At 59.9% G+C, this 18,957-nt stretch carries 21 protein-coding genes; 1 reads left to right on the top strand and 20 read right to left on the bottom strand.

Translation table 11 applies throughout. The features are described 5' to 3' along the window. Positions 1 to 33 precede the first annotated feature (33 nt). The 7 genes from LKD23_RS11425 to rsxC all read right to left on the bottom strand — a co-directional run bounded on the left by LKD23_RS11425 (position 34) and on the right by rsxC (position 6,419). Positions 34 to 1,164 carry an MFS transporter gene (locus LKD23_RS11425; protein WP_227621756.1) on the bottom strand — a complete coding sequence of 377 codons (1,131 nt, stop codon included), beginning with the start codon at positions 1,162 to 1,164 and terminating at the stop codon, positions 34 to 36. A 199-nt stretch (positions 1,165 to 1,363) separates the two neighbouring features. Next, a complete protein-coding gene (locus tag LKD23_RS11430) occupies positions 1,364 to 2,269 on the bottom strand; it encodes an RnfABCDGE type electron transport complex subunit B (RefSeq protein ID WP_227621757.1) in 906 nt (301 codons plus the stop codon). A gap of 16 nt (positions 2,270 to 2,285) precedes the next feature. Then, complete coding sequence (locus LKD23_RS11435; protein WP_227621758.1) at positions 2,286 to 2,918, bottom strand: electron transport complex protein RnfA; 633 nt, start codon at positions 2,916 to 2,918, stop codon at positions 2,286 to 2,288. A 4-nt stretch (positions 2,919 to 2,922) separates the two neighbouring features. Then, a complete protein-coding gene (gene rsxE, locus LKD23_RS11440) occupies positions 2,923 to 3,585 on the bottom strand; it encodes an electron transport complex subunit RsxE (protein ID WP_227621759.1) in 663 nt (220 codons plus the stop codon). A gap of 16 nt (positions 3,586 to 3,601) precedes the next feature. After that, on the bottom strand, positions 3,602 to 4,147 hold the full coding sequence (locus LKD23_RS11445) for an RnfABCDGE type electron transport complex subunit G (RefSeq protein ID WP_227621760.1): 546 nt from the start codon (positions 4,145 to 4,147) through the stop codon (positions 3,602 to 3,604). After that, the gene (locus LKD23_RS11450) at positions 4,144 to 5,097 is read right to left on the bottom strand and encodes an RnfABCDGE type electron transport complex subunit D (protein WP_227621761.1); all 954 of its coding nucleotides are present in this window, start codon (positions 5,095 to 5,097) and stop codon (positions 4,144 to 4,146) included. Before LKD23_RS11450 ends, LKD23_RS11445 begins: the two co-directional genes overlap by 4 nt. Continuing rightward, positions 5,097 to 6,419: an electron transport complex subunit RsxC gene (gene rsxC, locus LKD23_RS11455; protein WP_227621762.1), complete on the bottom strand. Its 1,323-nt coding sequence runs from the start codon at positions 6,417 to 6,419 to the stop codon at positions 5,097 to 5,099. Before rsxC ends, LKD23_RS11450 begins: the two co-directional genes overlap by 1 nt. 329 nt (positions 6,420 to 6,748) lie before the next feature. Between rsxC and LKD23_RS12895 the strand changes: the two genes are divergently transcribed. After that, positions 6,749 to 6,871, top strand: coding sequence for a hypothetical protein (locus LKD23_RS12895; protein WP_255668235.1), 123 nt, complete (start codon positions 6,749 to 6,751; stop codon positions 6,869 to 6,871). 140 nt (positions 6,872 to 7,011) lie between these two features. Here LKD23_RS12895 and LKD23_RS11460 read toward each other — a convergent pair whose 3' ends face one another. The 13 genes from LKD23_RS11460 to LKD23_RS11520 all read right to left on the bottom strand — a co-directional run bounded on the left by LKD23_RS11460 (position 7,012) and on the right by LKD23_RS11520 (position 18,550). Next, the gene (locus LKD23_RS11460; protein WP_227621763.1) at positions 7,012 to 7,548 is read right to left on the bottom strand and encodes a DUF5662 family protein; all 537 of its coding nucleotides are present in this window, start codon (positions 7,546 to 7,548) and stop codon (positions 7,012 to 7,014) included. Further along, positions 7,545 to 9,425, bottom strand: a complete 1,881-nt coding sequence (locus LKD23_RS11465; protein WP_227621764.1) for a glycosyltransferase family 2 protein — start codon at positions 9,423 to 9,425, stop codon at positions 7,545 to 7,547. Before LKD23_RS11465 ends, LKD23_RS11460 begins: the two co-directional genes overlap by 4 nt. 4 nt (positions 9,426 to 9,429) lie before the next feature. Continuing rightward, entirely contained in the window at positions 9,430 to 10,173 is a 744-nt protein-coding gene (locus LKD23_RS11470; protein WP_227621765.1) for an ABC transporter ATP-binding protein, read from the bottom strand. A 13-nt stretch (positions 10,174 to 10,186) separates the two neighbouring features. Further along, complete coding sequence (locus tag LKD23_RS11475; RefSeq protein ID WP_227621766.1) at positions 10,187 to 10,996, bottom strand: ABC transporter permease; 810 nt, start codon at positions 10,994 to 10,996, stop codon at positions 10,187 to 10,189. Between the two features lie 6 nt (positions 10,997 to 11,002). Further along, a complete protein-coding gene (gene rfbC / locus LKD23_RS11480) occupies positions 11,003 to 11,569 on the bottom strand; it encodes a dTDP-4-dehydrorhamnose 3,5-epimerase (protein WP_097777386.1) in 567 nt (188 codons plus the stop codon). An 86-nt stretch (positions 11,570 to 11,655) separates the two neighbouring features. Continuing rightward, complete coding sequence (locus tag LKD23_RS11485; RefSeq protein ID WP_227621767.1) at positions 11,656 to 12,963, bottom strand: D-alanyl-D-alanine carboxypeptidase family protein; 1,308 nt, start codon at positions 12,961 to 12,963, stop codon at positions 11,656 to 11,658. A 70-nt stretch (positions 12,964 to 13,033) separates the two neighbouring features. Further along, entirely contained in the window at positions 13,034 to 13,624 is a 591-nt protein-coding gene (locus LKD23_RS11490; protein WP_227621774.1) for a dipicolinate synthase subunit B, read from the bottom strand. Next, positions 13,624 to 14,415, bottom strand: coding sequence for an NAD(P)-dependent oxidoreductase (locus LKD23_RS11495; protein ID WP_227621768.1), 792 nt, complete (start codon positions 14,413 to 14,415; stop codon positions 13,624 to 13,626). The genes LKD23_RS11490 and LKD23_RS11495 overlap by 1 nt, the downstream gene beginning before the upstream one ends. A gap of 113 nt (positions 14,416 to 14,528) precedes the next feature. Continuing rightward, on the bottom strand, positions 14,529 to 15,326 hold the full coding sequence (locus LKD23_RS11500) for a hypothetical protein (RefSeq protein ID WP_227621769.1): 798 nt from the start codon (positions 15,324 to 15,326) through the stop codon (positions 14,529 to 14,531). 29 nt (positions 15,327 to 15,355) lie between these two features. Beyond that, positions 15,356 to 16,141 (bottom strand): hypothetical protein, encoded by a 786-nt coding sequence (locus tag LKD23_RS11505; protein ID WP_227621770.1) that lies wholly within the window; start codon positions 16,139 to 16,141, stop codon positions 15,356 to 15,358. A 161-nt stretch (positions 16,142 to 16,302) separates the two neighbouring features. Next, positions 16,303 to 16,752, bottom strand: a complete 450-nt coding sequence (gene nifU / locus LKD23_RS11510) for a Fe-S cluster assembly scaffold protein NifU (protein ID WP_227621771.1) — start codon at positions 16,750 to 16,752, stop codon at positions 16,303 to 16,305. Between the two features lies 1 nt (position 16,753). Beyond that, positions 16,754 to 17,971 carry a cysteine desulfurase family protein gene (locus tag LKD23_RS11515; RefSeq protein WP_227621772.1) on the bottom strand — a complete coding sequence of 406 codons (1,218 nt, stop codon included), beginning with the start codon at positions 17,969 to 17,971 and terminating at the stop codon, positions 16,754 to 16,756. Between the two features lie 141 nt (positions 17,972 to 18,112). After that, a complete protein-coding gene (locus LKD23_RS11520; RefSeq protein ID WP_227621773.1) occupies positions 18,113 to 18,550 on the bottom strand; it encodes a hypothetical protein in 438 nt (145 codons plus the stop codon). Between the last annotated feature and the right edge of the window lie 407 nt (positions 18,551 to 18,957).

Raw genomic sequence — 18,957 nt, forward strand, 5'->3', positions numbered from 1 at the left:
CGCTGCGTGCGCAGCGGCCCTTCTGGTCATTCTTTATTCTTCCGGCAGCCGTGCCACGAGGATGGCAAAGAGGACCAGACCCACGCAGGGGATGATGTTGGTCATCATACCGGCGGCAAGGCCCGCACCCTCGGCCACCATGCCGATGACCCACGGCATCAGGATGGCACCGCTGGCCGCCACCGGCAGCATGATGCCCATACTGGTCACGCTGGTCATCCGGCCCGCGCTGGCCACGGCGGTGGGGTTCATGCCCGCCATCGCAAAGGCGAAGGCGAACAGCAGCGCAATGGCCGCCCCCTGACTGCGGGCCTGCACCAGCAGGATGTAGAAGATGGTACAGCTCACGCCCATGACCACCATGGCCTTGCGGGGCTGCTTGAAGGGAAAGACAAAGGCGATGAGCAGGCGGGCCACGAGGGTCGCGCCCCACATGACGGTGACGGTATAGGCCGCCAGTGCACCCGCGATGATGCCGCTGCCCTTAAAGTAAGTGACCATCCAGCCGGTGACGCTCTGCTCGGCGGCGTTCTGGCAGAACAGCAGGCCGGTCAGCAGCCAGAAGCGAGTGGACTTGAGGAAGCCCCAGTCGGTGACTTCCTTCCTGCCTGCGCCCTTCCCGGCAAAGGGAGTGCCCATATACACCAGCCAGAGTAGCAGGCCCAGCACCGCCAGCACCAGCACCGCAAAGGAGCCGCTCACCCTGCCCGCCGCCGCGATGAAGAAGGGGCAGAGCAGTGCGCCGCAGGCGTAGCAGCTGTGCATCAGGTTCATGCCCCGGGTGCGGTCGGCCGAATGATCGCTGACGAGGATGGTGCAGGTGTTGATGACGCTGCCCTTGGCGATGCCCACGAGGAAGAACCCCAGCGCCAGCACAGCCACCGCACCGCTGAGGCCCATCATGGCGTAGCCCACCGCGTAGCCGATGGTCAGCAGCAGGATGCTGGGCTTCATCCCCAGCCTGCCGGGCAGCATCGCAATGAGAAAGCCCGCCAGCAGGTTGCCGATGCTCATAAGGGACAGCAGCGTGCCGGTCATACCGTAGGCAAAGCCGTACTGCTCCTGCAATAGGCTGACCACCACGCCGCTGGAGATGGCACAGATGCCGCTGAAAAAGAAGGTGATGAAGCCCACGTTCCGCAGGCGGGTGTTCTTTTGTTCCATATGGTTCCTCTTTCCTGTTTTCCTTTTCCGTCTGCGCTCACCATAAGCGCGTTGTATCCTGTTTTATTATAGCGCGTTGTGCGTTTTATGCAACCGGAGTTTCCGCAAAAGGCTCTCCCAGAGGGAGAGCCTTTTGCGCCCTCTCCATACACAAAAAGAGGGCCGGACGTTTTTGTCCGGCCCTCTCTGAGGTCAGTGCTTATTCCGCCTTGGTCTCGGGCTTTGCCTCAGCCTCCGGCTTTGCAGCCGGTGCTGCGGGCTTTGCTGCTGCGGGGGCAGCAGGCTTCACCACGGGCTTCGGGGGATACGGATCGTCCTTCAGCGGGAAGAGGATGATCTTCTTCGGGCACTTCTGGGCGCACATACCGCAGCCCTTGCACTTGTCGTAGTCCACACGGGCCACGCCGTCCACGACATGGATGGCGTCGAACTTACAGGTGCGCTCGCACATACCGCAGGCGATGCAGCTGGTGGTGCAGAGCTTGTTGGCGACAGCGCCCTTATCCTGATTGGAGCACATGACGACCGGCTTGCGCGGGCCGCCTGCGTCGATCATGATGACCTTCTTGGGGCAGATGTTGGCGCAGGCACCGCAGCCGGTGCACTTGTCCTTGTCCACCTTGGCCACGCCGTCCACGATGTGGATGGCGTCGAACTTACAGACCTTGGTGCAGTCGCCCAGACCGATGCAGGCGAAGGAGCAGGTCTTGGGGCCGCCGTACAGGGTAGCCGCAGCGGCACAGGTCTGGATGCCCTTGTAGTCATACGCGGGCTTGCAGTGCTCGGAGCTGCCCTGACACTGGACCACGGCCTTCTTCTCCACAGCGCTTGCCTCACCGCCCATGATCTTGGCGATAGCGGCGGCAGCCTTGGGGCCGCCGGGGGCGCACTTGTCGCAGGGCACGCCGTCCATGACGACGGCCTTTGCGTAGTCGGCACAGCCTGCGTAGCCGCAGCCGCCGCAGTTTGCGCCGGCCAGACAGCTGGCGACTTCTTCGATGCGGGGGTCTTCCTCAACTGCCATGAACTTGGCAGCGGCGACCAGAATGATTGCGCCGACAGCACCGACGATGGTGCAGAGGATAACAGCAGATGCGATATTCATAAATCCTGTTCCTCCTTTACAGCGTCACATTGAACAGATTCTCAACGATGCCGCCAAAGCCCATAAAGGACAGGCTGGTGATCGCTGCGGCCAGCAGAGTGATGGGCAGGCCCTTGAAGGAAGCGGGGGGATCACAGGCCTCCACACGCTTGCGCACGCCGCTGAACATGACCATTGCCAGCATGAAGCCGACGCCTGCGCCCACGGCACAGATCAGAGCCTCGATGTAAGCAGCGCCAAAGCCCAGAGCAGCCACATCGGCGCCGTAGTCATCGACGACCAGAATGGTGACAGCCAGAACGCAGCAGTTGGTGGTGATCAGGGGCAGGTAAACGCCCAGAGAATTGTACAGAGCCACGACATACTTCTTCAGGAAGATCTCGATGAACTGCACGAGGACTGCAATGACCAGAATGAACACGATGGTCTGCAGATAGCTCAGACCGGCGGGGTCCAGAACAAAGATCTGCAGCGGGAAGGTCACGGCCGTAGCCATGAACATGACGAAGATGACGGCGCCAGACATACCCACGGCGGAGTCAAGCTTCTTGGAAACGCCCAAGAACGGGCAGATGCCATAGAACTTCACCAGCACGTAGTTGTTGACAAGGATCATGCTGAAGAAGATAGCAGCGAGTTTGACGAGCATCTTATTAGCCCTCCTTCTTCAGATTGTCGATGTCGCAGCAGCTCTTGCGCTCGATGCGCGCATCCAGCTTGCCCTCCAGCCAGACACAGCCAGCCATCAGGATGCCGTAGCAGAAGAACGCGCCGGGAGCCTGCGTCATGATGCCGATGCGGGCGACGCTGTCGGGCAGGACCTGGAAGCCCAGCCAAGTGCCGCTGCCCAGCACCTCGCGGATGGTAGCCATCAGCACGACGGTGAGGGTGTAGCCGATGCCCATGCCGACGCCGTCCAGTGCGGAGTCAACGACGTTGTTCTTGCAGGCGAACATCTCGGCACGGCCGAGGATGATGCAGTTGACGACGATCAGGGGCAGGAAGACGCCCAGAGCGGTGTACAGGCTGTCCATGTAGGCGTGCATGACCATCTGGACGATGGTGACGAAGCCTGCGATGATGACGATGTAGCAGGGCAGATGGACCTTCGCGGGGATCACGTTGCGCAGCAGCGAGATCAGGATGTTGGAGCAGACCAGCACGAAGGTGAAGGCTGCGCCCATGCCCAGTGCGCTGGAAACTGCCGTGGTGACTGCCAGACAGGAGCAGGTGCCCAGAACCAGACGCAGAACGGGGTTCTCTTTGATGATGCCGTTGGTAAGGATGCTTACCTTGGACTTGTTTTCAGATGCCATTTCTTACCAACCTCCTTTATGCCAGCTCGTTGTAGCAGTTGACGCAGTCGTTGATGGCGGCGAACAGTGCCTTAGAGGAAATGGTCGCGCCGCTGTATGCGTCAAAGCCCTGACCGATGGCGATATTCTGGGTGCCGTCCATGCCGTTGAACTGGGCAAGGAAGGTATCCGTTGCGACATTGGAGCCGATGCCCTTGGTCTGAGTGGAAGCGTCCACCCAGATGCCGGTGACGGTGCCGTTGGTGTCGAAGCCCATGATGACGGACAGGATGCCGCCGTCGAAGCCCTTCTCCTCAGCCTTGATGGCGATGCTGCCATCCTCAGCCTTGACCACGCCGGTGACGTTCTCGGTGGTGTAGCCGGTCACTTCTTCCAGCGTCTTTGCGTCGGAAACAGTGGGCATGACGTCCACATAAGCTGCCAGAGTGGCGGCCTTCTGGTTGGCGTCGATGATGGGCGCAGTAAAGGAGTTGACCAGGGCCAGCAGGAAGCTGACCACCAGTGCGATCACGCTCAGCACGACCACCGGCTTTACCGTGCTATCCCAAGTAGACTTATTCATTTGCCAGCAGCCTCCTTCTTTGCAGGTTTGACGTAGCCATACGGCGTCTGGCGGGTCATATCATTGATGTACGGGACCCACAGGTTCATGAACAGCAGCGCGAAGGACACGCCCTCGGTGTAGCTGCCCCAGTAACGGATGGCGAAGGTGACGATGCCCAGCGCCACGCCGTAGACCAGCTTGCCCTTCAGGGTGAAGGGGCTGGTGACGTAGTCGGTCGCCATGAACACAGCGCCGAACAGCAGGCCGCCGCTCAGCACAGCCACCAGTGCAGCGTGGACGCTGTGGGTGGCGATGAGGTAGAACAGGAACATGCTGCCAACGTAGGCGGCGGGGATGGCGATGCTGATGGTCTTGGTGACGACGAGGTAGATCAGGCCCAGCACGATGGCCAGAGCGCAGGTCTCGCCCAGAACGCCGCCATGGACGCCCATGAAGAGGTCCAGCAGGCTCAGCTTGTTGGGGTCAGCCACAGCCAGCGGGGTCGCGGAGGACAGCTGATCGACGGCTGCATCCGGGAACACCCACTTGTTCATCGCACCGGCGAAGCTGATGAACAGCACGATACGGCCCACCAGAGCGGGGTTCGCAAAGTTCATGCCGATGCCGCCGAACAGCTGCTTGACCACGATAATGGCCACGAAGTCGCCGATGAGCAGCTCACCGATGGGCATCCCCACAGGCACATTCAGGGCGAGGATGATGCCGGTGACTACAGCAGACAGGTCGCCGATGGGGTTTGCCTTCTTCATCAGCTTGCAGTACAGCCACTCGAACGCCACGCAGGCCACGACCGACACGGCAGTGACCAGCAGGGCACGCAGACCAAAGATGATGGCAGAGGCCACGACGCACGGGGTCAGGGCCACGATCACGTTGGCCATCAGGCCGGTGGTCGTCTCCTCAGAGCGCAGGTGCGGGGAGGCCGAAACAATAAGCTTCGTATCCATTACTTATTGCCTCCTTTTTTGATTTCACCGAGATAGAATGCCTTGGCCAGACCCATCATCTGGGTGCAGGGGCGCTTGGCCGGGCAGACGAAGGTGCAGGAGCCGCAGTTGAAGCAGTAATCAACGTGCAGCTTGCCCAGCTCCTGAACATCGCGGGCTGCGTAGGCCTGATTGACCTCGACAGGCTCCAGACCCATCGGGCAGTACTCGACACAGCGGCCGCAGCGGATGCAAGGGTTGACCTGCGGAGGCTGTGCCGCAGCCTCGCTCAGCATGATGAGGCCGGAGGTGGTCTTGGTGGTGGGGTAGCTCAGGTCGCGCACTGCGGGACCCATCATCGCGCCGCCGGCCACGACCTTGCCCAGCGTCACGCCGCCCTTCAGGCCGGCCGTGTTCAGGACGTCCTCATAGGAAGTACCTACAGGGACGATGAGGTTCTGGGGCTTCTCGCAGGCATCGCCGTCCACGGTGATGACGCGGCTGACCACCGGCATACCGGTAGCCAGATACTTGCCGAGGCTGGACACACTGGTCACGTTCATGACGATGGCGCCGGCTGCGGCGGGCAGGCCGCCGTGCGGGACCTCGCGGCCCAGACACTTCTCGATAAGGATCAGCTCTGCGCCGGTGCCGTAGACGCTGGGCAGGGGCTTGACCTCGATGGCGGGCTTGTCCTTGGTCTTCTGGCACAGCAGGTCGATGCACTCGGGCTTGTTGTTCTCAATACCGATGACGCACTTCGGGATGCCGGTGTACTTCAGCACCGCCTCGATGCCCCGGATGATATCGTCTGCACAATTCAGCATCTCCTGCGTGTCACTGGTCAGCCAGACTTCACACTCGGAGGCGTTGATGAGCAGGGTGTCCACGGGATCCTTGGGCTGGAGCTTGACGTCGGTCGGGAAGCCTGCGCCGCCCAGACCGACCAGACCGCTCTCCCGCACGGCGGCGAGGAAGCTGGCCTTATCGGTCACTTCGGGAGCCTTCACGGCGGGGTCTACGGTCTGCTTGCCATCGGTCTTGATGACCACAGAGTCGCACATCCGGCCATTGGACAGACGGAACGGCTCCACAGCCGCCACGGTGCCCGAAACGCTGGAGTGGATATTTGCAGACACAAAGCCGCCAGCTTCACCGATCTTGGTACCGACGAACACCTCGTCGCCCTTCTTCACCAATGCCTTGGCGGGAGCGCCGATGTGCTGGCTCATCAGGATGCGTACCTGCGCGGGCAGAGGCATCGGGACCGGTTTGCTTGCAGCAGTTGCCTTGTCATGCGGCGTATGCGCGCCAAGCGCCGCACGTTTCAGCTTGTTCAACATGGAATTAAATCCCCCATTCTGCTTGAATTGCCGTCCCCACGCCCATGCAGGCGCACTGGTACAGGGACAGGTGCTGCTTAACACACTTATTGTATCATTTTGCGGTGGGAAGTCAACGACAACAAGGCCAAAATGAGAGGATTTTCTTAAATTTCTTGGCTGTTTTTCACGATTAGTTGAGACTAACCTCCTATTTTTTCGTTCGTATCGCACAACTTTTCCCAAAGTCCGGTCGTTTGCCTTTCCGGCAGGAATATGCTATACTACAATCAACAAAGCTCAGGGCGCACCCCGTGCCCGGGGCGCATCCCGTTAAGGAGGGTCTGACCATGAAATTTCTGAAAGTACTGCTCGCTGTTTTGACCTGTCTGGCTGTCACGCTGACCGGCGTGCTGCTCTTTGTGGACAAACGCGGCCCCCACTATATCCAGATCGACAACAGCGAAGACTGATCTTCTCTGCTTTTGAAAAACAGCATCCCCCAGCCTGAGCGGTGTCCCGTCCGGGCTGGGGGATGTTTGGCTTTGCGGCGTACACCGCCCCTGAAAAATGCCTCCGGAGACGCAGCCGCCGGAGGCATTCCTGTTTTTGCTCAGTAATCTTTTTCGCAGCCCAGCAGGAACTTCATGTAGGCAAACGTCCGCTCCTGTCCGAGGTCGCGCACCATCTGGAGGAGCTTTTCCAGCAGCGCCCGGGTCTCGGGGTGGAGGAGGTAGTGGTCTCTGCTGCGCTCGTAGTACTCCCAAGGAGAGGCGTCGGTGTACCTGTCACCCAGATAGATCTGGCTGGCTGCGACCCGGTCGCAGACCATCTCGCAGACATACCGCAGCGGGATCTTCATGCCGGTCAGCCCCGCCTTGGTGGTGCTGTAGTCGATCCAGTACTCGAGGTGATGCTTGTTGCGGCCCTTGTGGTGGAGCCACGCCGAGGTGTAGCCCTTGGCCTCCCGCTCCGCCTCGTTGGGGCTGTGGTCACCCTGATAGTAGATGCAGCCGGGGATGAACTCGGTGGGGCTGTACTTGCTCAGGTCGTGGGCAAGGCCCTGCTCGTACAGTCCGCAGGCAAAGCAGTATTTCATCACCAGCAGCTTGTGCCGGGTGATGGTCTCAAAATGGCCCTTGATGTTCATGCGTTCCGCCACCTCACAGTCACTTTTCCCTCTTTCAGGTTCCGCAGGTCGCCGCTCTCCGAGAAGTCCTCCCGGTCGCGGGTCAGACTGGGATTGTAATAGGGGTCGTCAAGGATGTCCGCCTTGCCGTGAACGTCGTAGAGACGCTGCTGTTCGGCCGCAAAGCGGGCTGCCTTGGCGGGATCCTTCTCATCGCCGCCCCGGCTCTTGCTCTCGTAATGGGTCAGCTGGGCATAGGGCGTCCACGCGATGCGATAGCCCCGGTCCCGCACCCGGAGGCAGAAGTCCACGTCGTTGAAGGCCACGGCGAACTTCTCGTCGAGGCCGTTCACTTCATCCCACACGCTGGCCTTCACCAGCAGGCAGGCCCCCGTGACCGCAGAGAAGTTCTGCACCGTCGCGGTGCGGAACATATAGCCGCTGCCGCCGGCCTTCTTGTACTTGTGGCTGTGGCCCGCGTAGCCGCCCAGACCCGTGACGACGCCTGCGTGCTGGAGGGTCTCGTCGGGGTAATAGAGCATCGCGCCGCAGATGGCCGCGCCGCCGGGGTGGGCACACGGACGCAGCAGCTCGGTGAGCCAGCCGCCGTTCCGCACCTCCACGTCGTTGTTCAGCAGCAGCAGGTACTCGCCCGACGCGGCTTTCCGGCCAAAGTTGTTGATGGCCGAGAAGTTGAAGCCCTTTTCCGGCCACGTCACCACCTTCAGGCCGTCGTACCGCTTCTCTGCCGCCTCGTAATAGGCAAAGGTGGCCGGGTCGGTGGAGTTGTTCTCGATGACGATGACCTCGAAGTTGTCCCACTCGGTCTTGGTCCAGATGCTGTGCAGACACTTCTCGAGGTCGTCGATGTGGTCCTTGCTGGGGATGAGGATGCTGACCTTGGGGTCGCCCTCGATGTCCCACTTCACCCGGTAGGTGCTGGGGAAAATTCCGTCCTCCACCCTGCCGGTGCGCCCGGTGCGGGCCAGATGGTCGGCCAGCGCCTTTTTCGCCGCCGCCGCCACATAGGGCTTTGCCTCGGTGCCGCCGGAGGTCGAACCGGCGTGGACCCGCCAGTAGTAGAGCACCTGCGGGACATGGGCCGCGCCGCCGGTCTGCTCGATGAGGCGGAGGAAGAGGTCGTGGTCCTGACTGCCGTCGCAGGCGGGCCGCTCGCCGCCCAGCTGCTCGTACAGCGCCCGCCTGAAGACCGCCAGATGGCAGATATAATTACAGCAGAGCAGATAATCCGGGGCATAATCGGGCTTGAAATGGCCCACCATCGGCTTTTTGATGCTCTTTGAGAAGAGGGCCTCGTCGCTGTAGACAAAGCCGTCCGGCTCGCCCCTCTGGCGCAGCTGCAAAATAGCCTTTCCCATCGCATACATGGCATGGGGGGCCAACACATCGTCATGGTCGGCGAGGGCGAGGTATTCGCCGTCGGCCAGCGCCTCGGCGGCGTTGGTGTTGGCGGCGATGCCCTTATTTTCGACCTTTTTGTATCCGATGCGTTGATTTTTCTGCTGATATTCCCGGACGATACGCTCCACCTCGGGGTGGGCGTCATCGGAGGCGTCGGCGAGACAGAGCTGACCGTTGGGAGCCGTCTGGCCCACAAAGGAATCCAGAAACTCCCGCAGGTAATTCTCGGGCGTATTATACAGTGGGGTCAGGATGGAGATGGTGGGCAGGCCGCAGTCCTCGGCGGTTTTTCCTGCCATCTCGGCCCTCTGGGCTTCCAGCACCTTTCTGCCGGGCAGATAGCGCGCCCTCTTGCCGAAGAAGCGGCGGCGGACAAAGCCCGCGCCCCGCTTCACCATCGTGGGCAGGCCCTCGTCCTTTGTGAGCCGGACGGCATAGCCCGCCAGCTCTTTGGCGCGTTTGAGTCGTACATCCATCGCCTTATGCCTCGCCCCGCTGCACGGCCTTGTAGGCGTTGCAGACGGTCTGGGTGTCGCCGTTCATCCTGAGGCGGCCGTGGCTCAGCCATGCCACCTTGCTGCACATCCGCTCGATCTGCTCGATGGAGTGGGACACCAGAATGACCGTGGTGCCGCCTGCCATCAGCTCCTTCATCCGCTTCTCGCACTTCTGCTGGAAGAGGAAGTCGCCCACCGACAGCACCTCGTCGGCGATGAGGATGTCGGGCTTGGTGATGGTGGCGATGGCGAAGCCGATGCGGGCCACCATGCCGGAGGAGTAGTTCTTCAGCGGGACGTCGAGGAAGTTCTGCAGCTCGCTGAACTCCACGATCTCGTCAAATTTCTCGTCCAGATACTTGGGCGAGAAGCCCAGCACCGTGCCGTTGAGGTAGATGTTCTCCCGGGCAGTCAGGTCCATGTCGAAGCCTGCGCCCAGCTCGATGAGGGGCGCAATGGTGCCGTTGACTGTCACCTTGCCCTTGCTGGGCTTATACACGCCCGCGATGGTCTTGAGCAGGGTGGATTTGCCCGAGCCGTTCAGGCCCACAAGGCCGTAGAAATCGCCGGGCATGATGTCGAGGCTCACGTCCCTGAGGGCGTAGAACTCATCGTACTGCAAGCGCCCCTGCACCATGGCAAGGAGGTATTCCTTCAGGCTCTCGTGCTTTTCGGTGGAGAGATTGAAGCACATGGATACATTGTCCACTTTGATGATAGGTTCCATCGTTCTCTCCTCCTTATATATGCAGCACGAAGCGGTCCTGTGTCCTGCGGAACATCTGGACGCCCACCAGCATCGAGACGACGGCGCACAGGCCGCAGACGAGGAACATATTGATGTCCAGCGGGATGCCCCACATCAGGGTGCGGCGGAAGCCCGTGATATACCAGTACATCGGGTTCAGCTTGATGATCTGCTGCATATTGAAGCCGCCGATGGAGAAGGTCATCTGGGTGGGGTCGTAGAAGATGGCGGAGAAGTAGAGCAGCGCCGTGATAAAGACGCTCCAGATGTGCATGATGTCCCGGAAGAACACCGTCGCCGCCGCGAGGAAGAGGCCCACGCCGAGGCTGAAGAAGAAGAGCGTCACCAGCGGGTAGAGCGCCTCGAAGACCGTGATGTGGATGGGGCTGCCGGTGAACACCATCACCAGCGCCAGCGCCACGAAGCTGAAGACGCAGTTGACCATGGCGAAGCAGCACTTTTCCAGCGGGAAGACGTACTTGGGGATATAGACCTTCTTGAGCAGGGAGGCCGCGCCGAGGACGCTGCTCATGCTGGTGGAGGTGGCCTCATTGAAGAAGTTGAAGAGCAGCTGGCCGCACATCAAAAAGACCGGGAAGTTGTCGATGCCGCTGCCCCGCATATCCATCAGGCTGCTGAACACGGCCCAGTACACCAGACACATGAGCAGGGGGTTGAGCACGCTCCACACCACGCCCAGCACACTGCGGCGGTATTTGAGCTTGAAGTCACGGCTGACGAGGTTCCACAGCAGATAGCGGTAGCACCACAGGCCGTTGAACATTGCCTTGAGCTTTTTCACCGGCGATCACCACTTTTCAAAATACTCGAACTTCTGGGCGGCAAACGGCTCGTGGAGCTTGTCCTTGGCGCTGGTCTTGTGCTCACAGCCGCAGTCGGGCCACTGGACGTTGACGGTGGGGTCATCGTAGGGGATGCCGCCCTCGCTGGTGGGGTCGTAGACGTCGGTGCACTTGTAGCAGAACTCGGCCACATCGCTCAGCACGAGGAAACCGTGGGCAAAGCCCTCGGGGATATAGAACATCTTCTTGTTCTCCTCGGAGAGGGTCACGCCCACCCACTTGCCGAAGGTGGCGCTGTGGGGGCGGCAGTCCACGGCAACGTCAAAGACCTCGCCCTTGGTCACACGCACCAGCTTGCCCTGCGTGTGCTCTTTCTGGAAGTGGAGGCCGCGCAGCACGCCGCGGGTGGAGCGGCTCTGGTTGTCCTGCACAAATTCCTTGTCGATGCCGGCCTCGGCGAACTGGTCCTTCTGATACGTCTCCATGAAGTAGCCGCGGTCATCGCCGAACACCTGCGGCTCAATGACGACGACACCGGGGATCTCGGTCTGCGTAAACGTGAACTTACCCATAATGATTTTCCTCTCTGTTTTGTTTTATCGTTTTTTGTCGATCTGTTGTATATGGAAAAGCCTTTTTGCGGCTTTTGCGCGTAGATTCAGTGCTTCCGGGTCTTTCTGCTCCGGCGGCGCAGCAGCCTCATCACGCCCACCGTGACGACCGCAGCAGCAGCCGTGCAGGCCAGCGAGATGAGGATGAGCATTCCGGCGGTCTTGGCAGGCCGGACGTCGGAGGCGGTCTCCAGCTCCCGGCCCACGTTTGCGTCCAGCAGCTCGTCCAGCCCGGTGATGACCGCCGGGACCCGGACGCTCATCGACTCCTGCTTGTTCCCGCCGCTGACGGTGTACACCGCATACACCTCCGGCGAAGCGCCCAGAACGTACCGCTCGGGCAGCTCCAGCGACACCGAGACGTCCTGCGCCGTCACACCGTCGGCCAACAGCAGCCGGACGCCCGGGTCGGTGACGGTCACGCGGCCCAGCGTCCCGCCGCCGCCCACGACCTCCAGCTCCTCGGTCAGCCCCCTCGAGGGCAGGTCGGTGTAGCTCGTGAAGCGGGCGAACGCATCCTCCAGCAGGGTGCGGACATCGCTGTACTTATCGGGCTTGGTCTGGCTCTGCATGGTCACACAGATGAGGCGGACGCCGTTCTGCTCCGCGAGGCAGACGTAGCTGTAACGGGCGATGTTGGTGTAGCCGATCTTTGAGCCGAGGATGGCAGGGATATAATACCTGCTGTAATGCAGCCGCATCTTGTCCTGCTGGGAGAAATAGCGGGTCACCGGCTGGATGTTCGTGGGCTGCATGGTGTACATCTCGTTGCGGGTAAAGACCGTCTCGAATCCCGGCTGCTCCAGCGCCCATCGCAGGATCTGGGCCATGTCGTAACAGCTGGTGTAGTGGTCGTCGTTGCTGATGCCGTGGGGGTTGGCGAAGTGGGTGTGTTCAAGGCCCAATGCCTCCACCTGCGCGTTCATCGCCGCCACGCCGCCCTCGATGGTGCCGCCGCCGAAGTATTCGGCCAGCAGGTTCGCGCCGTCGTTGGCGCTGGCAATCATGGTACCGTAGAGCGCATCCTGCAAGGGCACCTCCTCCCCCTCCTGCAGGGCGATGTGGCTGGAATCGGTGCCCGCGAGGGAGTAGACGTCCTCGTGGGAGACGGTAAGTTTGACGCCGTCCCAGTTCCCCTGCGCTTTCTGGCAGGCAAGGCCCAGCGTCATCACCTTGGTGATGGACGCCGGGTGCAGCTCTTCGTTCATATTCTGCTGCGCCAGCACGAGGCCGGTGTCTGCATCAAGGATGCAGTAGGCCTCCGTCGCCGTCAGGGCCGGGCCGACGGCACCGGCGGGCAGGGCCATGCAGAGCAGGAGCAACGCTGTGAGAAGCGCAGCGAGGTATTTTTTCATTCGTTCATTCTCCACAAATCTTCATAGATGCTGTTAGTATACCACACTTTTCCCCGGCTGAAAAGCTTTCTCATCCACATGGACACTGCAATACCGGCTGCAGCTGCCGTCCTTCCAACGCCGCCTCGAGGGTCTGGGGCAGCAGCTCGAACCGCGCCTTGAGGCTCTGGGGCTTCGTGTTCGGGTCATCCTGCCCGTAAGGCACGAAATAATAGTGCTTGCGCTGGTAGAGCCGGGCGATGTTCTCCCCGGATGCCCCCAGCCCGTCGTTGGTGGAGATGGCCACCACGATAGGGCTTCCCACCCGGAGCAGACTTTTCGCCGCCAGTGTCACCGGCGTGTCAGAAAGGCCCTCGGCCAGCCGGGCCAGCGTGGCCCCGGTGCAGGGCGCGATGACGAGGGCGTCGGCCAGACGGCGCGGGCCGAGAGGCTCGACGGCCTGCAAGGTATCCAGCACCGGATGCCCGGTCAGACCCTCGAGCTGCTGCCGCCAGCCCGTCCCCCGGCCAAAGCGGGTGTCCTGCCCCGCCGCAAAGCTCATCACCGGCAGAAGCTCCCACCCCTGCCCCCGCAGCGCCCGGGCCGCATCCAGCGCCGCATCCAGCGTGCAGAAGCTGCCGCAGACCGCAAAGGCCGCGCAGCGCGTTCTCGTTCCTCTCATCATGCTTCCTCCCTCTGCCCGATCATCTCGCAGACCGTCTGGGCCACCGCCTCCCCTGCCGTCTCGGGCGCACAGGCGGCGGGCAGGCTCAGCGCATGGATGGCTCTGTGGCCCAGCCGCCGGGCGGCCTCAAAGTCGGTGCCGCCGGGGCGGGACGCCAGATCTACGATGAGGCTCTCCGGCCGCAGCCGGGCCAGCACCTCCGCACTCAGCACCTGCGCCGGGACGGTGTTCACCACGGTGTCGAAGGCCGGGGCCAGCCGCCCGAGCCGGCCAATGGCCACGCTCCGCAGCCCGAAGCTCTCCGCCAGCGCCCTCTGGGCCGGACGGCGAGCCGCCGCCGTCACCTGCGCCCCCAGTGCCCCCAGCCGGACGCCCAGCGCCTGCCCCACCGGCCCGAAGCCGGTGAGGAGGATGCTGCTGCCCCACAGGGTGCGGCTGCGCTCCGCCATCAGGATGCCGATGCAGCCCTCCGCCGTGGGGATGGCATTGCGGATGGTCAGCTCCTCCCGGGCGAAGTAGTCCACCAGCTCCACCCCCGCCTCGGCAGCGATGGCCTTTGCCTCCGCCGAGAGCATCCCGCCCAGCGCCAGCGTGCCGGGCCGTGCGGCCCGCAGCAGCTCGGCCAGCGGCGTCCGGGCCGCGTCCAGCGGCAGAGGCAGCAGGATATAATCCGCCACCGCGATCTTCTCCGGCCCGCCCACACTGTACCCTGCCCGGGCCAGCGCCCGGGCCGCTGCCGCCTGCCGGGCGTCGCCGCCCACCACCGCAAACTGCTTCCGTCCTTCCACTGTAAGGCCCCCTCCCCTATCCTCGGTGCGCCATCCTATGCAAGAGCAGACTAAAAGGTTTTTATGAATAACGCAAAACGGGGCAGCCGCAAGACCACCCCGTTTTGTATTTCTTATGTAAGTTCTGCCAAAGCCCTTGCTCGAACCGCCTGCGTCGTGTTCAGATACAGGTAATATGCGTTCAAAACATCCACGATGGCCTGCTTGTCATTTTCCGGCATCGGGCACTCGACCAAATCAGGCTTGGCCGAATTGTATTTTCCAAAACGGAGATTCACCTCATCCGATTTCACCATGTCTATCAGAACATCAATGTCCTTATCAAGGCCGTCCTCATCTATAGCAAGCCGTACAGCCATCTCTTCTGATTTTTCCATATTCTCTGACTTTATAACTGTTCTATTCTTAACAATGTCCAAGAACGTATCACTATTGTATGTATACCTATGCTCATCCGTATCTATTTCGACAGTATCTACACCCAGATACTGACTGTCTATATACATAAACCCAATACCAAGCATCGGATCCACCGATGGCCCAAATATGTAAATGAACGGTGCCACACAGCTTTGACCCGATTCCTCATTTTCATTGCAGTACGGACTTGTTATCGCTAACACATCCCCAATTTCTTCATCTTTTGCATATTCAAGTTGAAGCTTTTCTAGAGCTTCACGCAGTTCTGCCAACTGTTGTTCCTCATCTCCTATGACATTTTCCTTTTCAGCTTTTCGAAACTTCTCATAGGCATTTTCCGCTTTTGGCTCAACCGGCTGGCTGCTGCTTACGCTTTTTTCAACTTCTGTACCTGCGCTTTCCGCTCTGGTTGAAGAATTTTTCCCGCATGAAACCAGCAAAACCAAGCTAAGACTCACCAAAAAGCATTTTATTACCGCTTGCTTTTTCATATTTTCTCCCTTCTCGCGTCATTCCAACGTCATGCCAATGCTTTATACAAGACCTCCGGGCTTGCAGTACGCATAAGGTCATAGGCATTCAAAATATCCGTGATTATCTGCCGATTTTCTGGTGTCAAAACGTAGTCATATTCAGTTGAATCTCCCCACGGTGCATGTCCCTTAAATCGAAAAATCGTTTCCTGTGCGCTCAACACATCCCTGAGCAAGTTAATATCGAAATCTCCTGCAATGGTTGCCAGCATTTCCGCTGCTTTCACTTTTCCAGAGCTTACTTTCACTTTATCCCCTGTGGAATAATAAAATGCCGGACTTTCGTAAGTATATTTATTTTCACCAGCACGTACAACAATAGAGTCCGTCCATATAAATGTATCACCCATATAGCAATACATGATTACCATCCACGGCATCGCATATTCATTGTGGATATATATTGCTGGATTTACACTACAGTTACCCTTGTCCAGTTCTTTCAAAGCATATGGACTCGTTATCGTATAGTTACCCTCGACTTTATCATACTTCACATCCAATTTCGCTAGTGCATCCTTAATTCCCAAAATCTGCTGTGCTTCCGCCAACACCGTGAAATTAGATACCTCTGCCTTGGCCGTATCATCCAACTGGCTGTATGCATCAACTGCTCTTTCTACGGCACTGCGGTTCTCGCGTGTAACCGTTCCTATCTGCGCAATCAAAGCCTCCACTTCCTGCACCGAAGGCTCTGCCGCAAATGCACTGGATGGCATAAGCATCAGCAATATCATCATAGCCATAAAAGCCGCAGTAAACTTTCTAATCATCTTATATTTCGCTCCTTTCGCACCAAAAGGTATCTGTACTTTTATTATATCACAGCCTCTTGAAGCGTAAAGATTTTTCGCTCTGTCGTTTTGTGCAAAAAAGAAGCCTGTTATCGGGCATCTTGTCCAATAACAGGCTTCTCGTTTACGTTTTTACTGCCTTAGCGGCCGCAGCTCTCGCCGCTGCAATGGTCGCAGTCCTCTTCCAGCTTGCCCACGATGGGTTCCGGGTCGATGCCCTGACGACGGTAGTAGTCAGACAGCGCCGACTTGACGGCCTGCTCAGCCAGAACAGAGCAGTGGACCTTGATGGGAGGCAGACCTTCCAGAGCCTCGACAACAGCCTTGTTGGTCAGCTTCAGAGCCTCGTCCACGGTCTTGCCCTTGATGAGGTCGGTGGCCATGCTGCTGGTGGCAATGGCTGCGCCGCAGCCGAAGGTGAGGAACTTGACGTCAACGATGACGTTGTTCTCGATCTTGAGGTACATCCGCATGATGTCGCCGCACTTGGGGTTGCCGACCTCGCCCACGCCGTTTGCATCGGGGAGCTCGCCCACGTTGTGCGGATGTGCAAAATGCTCCATGACCTTTGCGCTATACATACCTGCCATTTTACTTATCTCCCTTCAGGCTGAACTGGCGGGCCGTGTTCTGACCCTGCAGCCACATACAACTCATAGCACGACGGCGGGGAATGACCTCCTCCAGCACATCGCACAGATATTTTGCTTCTTCCATGGTGTTCTGCGGGCCAAAGGTGAACCGCATGGAACCGTGGCCGATCTCCTCCGGCACGCCGATGCTCAGCAGGACATGGCTGGGGTCGAGGCTGTCAGAGTTGCAGGCAGAGCCGGTCGAGGCGCAGATGCCGTGCATATCGAGGTCCAACAGGATGGTCTCGCCCTCCAGACCCGGGAAGCTGATGTTCACATTGCCGGGCAGACGGTGCTCAAGGCCGCCGTTCAGGCGTGCCTCGGGGATATTCTTCAGGACACGGTCGATGACGTAATCGCGCAGCACCTTCTCGTGAGCCATCCGCTCTTCCAGATGCTCCGTGGCCATCTCGAGGGCCTTGCCCATACCGGCGATGCCGGCGACGTTCTCGGTGCCTGCGCGGTGGCGTGCTTCCTGACTGCCGCCGTCGATGAGGTTCTGAGGCCAGATGCCCTTGCGGCAGTAGAGTGCACCCATGCCCTTGGGGCCGTTGAACTTGTGAGCGCTCATGGACAGCATATCCACGCCCAGCTCTTTGACGTCCACGGGGATCGCACCGACTGCCTGAACGGCGTCGGTGTGCATCCAGATGCCATGCTTGTGGGCGATCTCCGCGATCTCCTTGATGGGCTGGATGGTGCCGATCTCGTTGTTGGCCATCATGATGCTGATGAGGGCCGTGTCGGGGCGGATAGCAGCCTCGACGTCCTCGGGGCGGATATAGCCCTTGGTGGTGGGCTTGATATAAGTGACCTCAAAGCCCATACGCTCGAGAGCGGCCATGCTGTGCATGATGGCGTGGTGCTCGAACGCGCTGGTGATGAGGTGCTTTTTGTTCTGGCGTGCCTTGGTGAAGGCAGTGCCCTTCACCGCCCAGTTGTCGGCCTCAGAGCCGCAGCCGGTAAAGAAGATCTCGGCCGGGGATGCGTTGATGGCCTTTGCCACCTGTGCGCGGCCCTTATCCACAAATTCCTTGGCCTCATAGCCCACACTGTAATGGCTGCTGGGGTTGCCGCAGGCACCGCTCAGGGCCTCGACCATCACAGCCAGAGCCTCGGGGGCACAGGCGGTGGTAGCAGCGTTATCCAGATAAACCACTTTTTCTGTGTTTTCCATAGGAATGATTCCTTTCTGCTGAAATGTGGGTACGCCGCGCCTTCTCGGGGGCCGGGGCGCACCCGCATGGATTCCATTTGACGGAATAGTTATATCATATCATTCCCTAGTATGTCAATGGGAATACTCGAATTTCGTGATTCAGTCACATTTCAGGCCTTTTCCGGTGAGTTTTCCCAGCAACACCTTCCACTTCGGGTAGCCCCAGCGCTTGTCTTCCGCGAAGTCGTCGGTCAGCCGCCACGGGAAGGGGCTGCCGTCGAAGTAGAGGTTCCCCTCTTCGTCCACCCGGTCCAGCTTCTTGGGCAGATAGTCCTCGTCGTAGTAGCTCTTGCGGCGGTCGGGCAGTGCCCAGTGGAGGGTGCCGTCGGCGTCCATCCCCTTGGCCCAGACGCCGAACACGAAGGTCGCCGCCTCGCCATAGCAGTGCTGCTCCATCCGGATGGCACCGTCGTAATAGAATTTGATGACCTCCAGCGTGCCGGACTCTTTTTTACCGTCCCGGCCCAGCGTGGGGCGGTAGTCCTGCTGGTAGCGGCAGCCGCAGTGGGTGCCGGCGAACTGTTTGGCAGTAAACATCTTCTGTCCTTTCTGCTTTCTGTGAGGTGTGGCTTCTTAGGGTGAATCGATTTTTCGGCGGGATATGTTTTCGTCAAGCGGGCGTGTGCGCCTGCGGCGCAGGGCGGAGCACTGTTGCAGCAGGGCTTTGTTTTCTTTAAGCAGGTTCGCGCGCTGGTAGCGCGGGGGATGTTTTTTCTTTCGGTCAAATGGCTTGCGCTCCGCGCGGGCCAGAGGCAGGGAGGGGTGTTTCGATTCCCCCCTCCCTACCTCTGGACTCCACTCTCCCCGCAACGAGTTAAGGGCTGCTCGCCCTTAACAAGCCCAAGACGGAAGTCGAAGCCCAAAAATGCTAGCCGCTGCGCTAAGACGGGTTGCGGTGCCCAGCGTCCACTTCGTGCCTTGAGCGGCACTCGTGTCCTGCTGAC

It is taken from the genome of Faecalibacterium butyricigenerans, assembly GCF_020687345.1.
Classification (GTDB): domain Bacteria; phylum Bacillota; class Clostridia; order Oscillospirales; family Ruminococcaceae; genus Faecalibacterium; species Faecalibacterium butyricigenerans.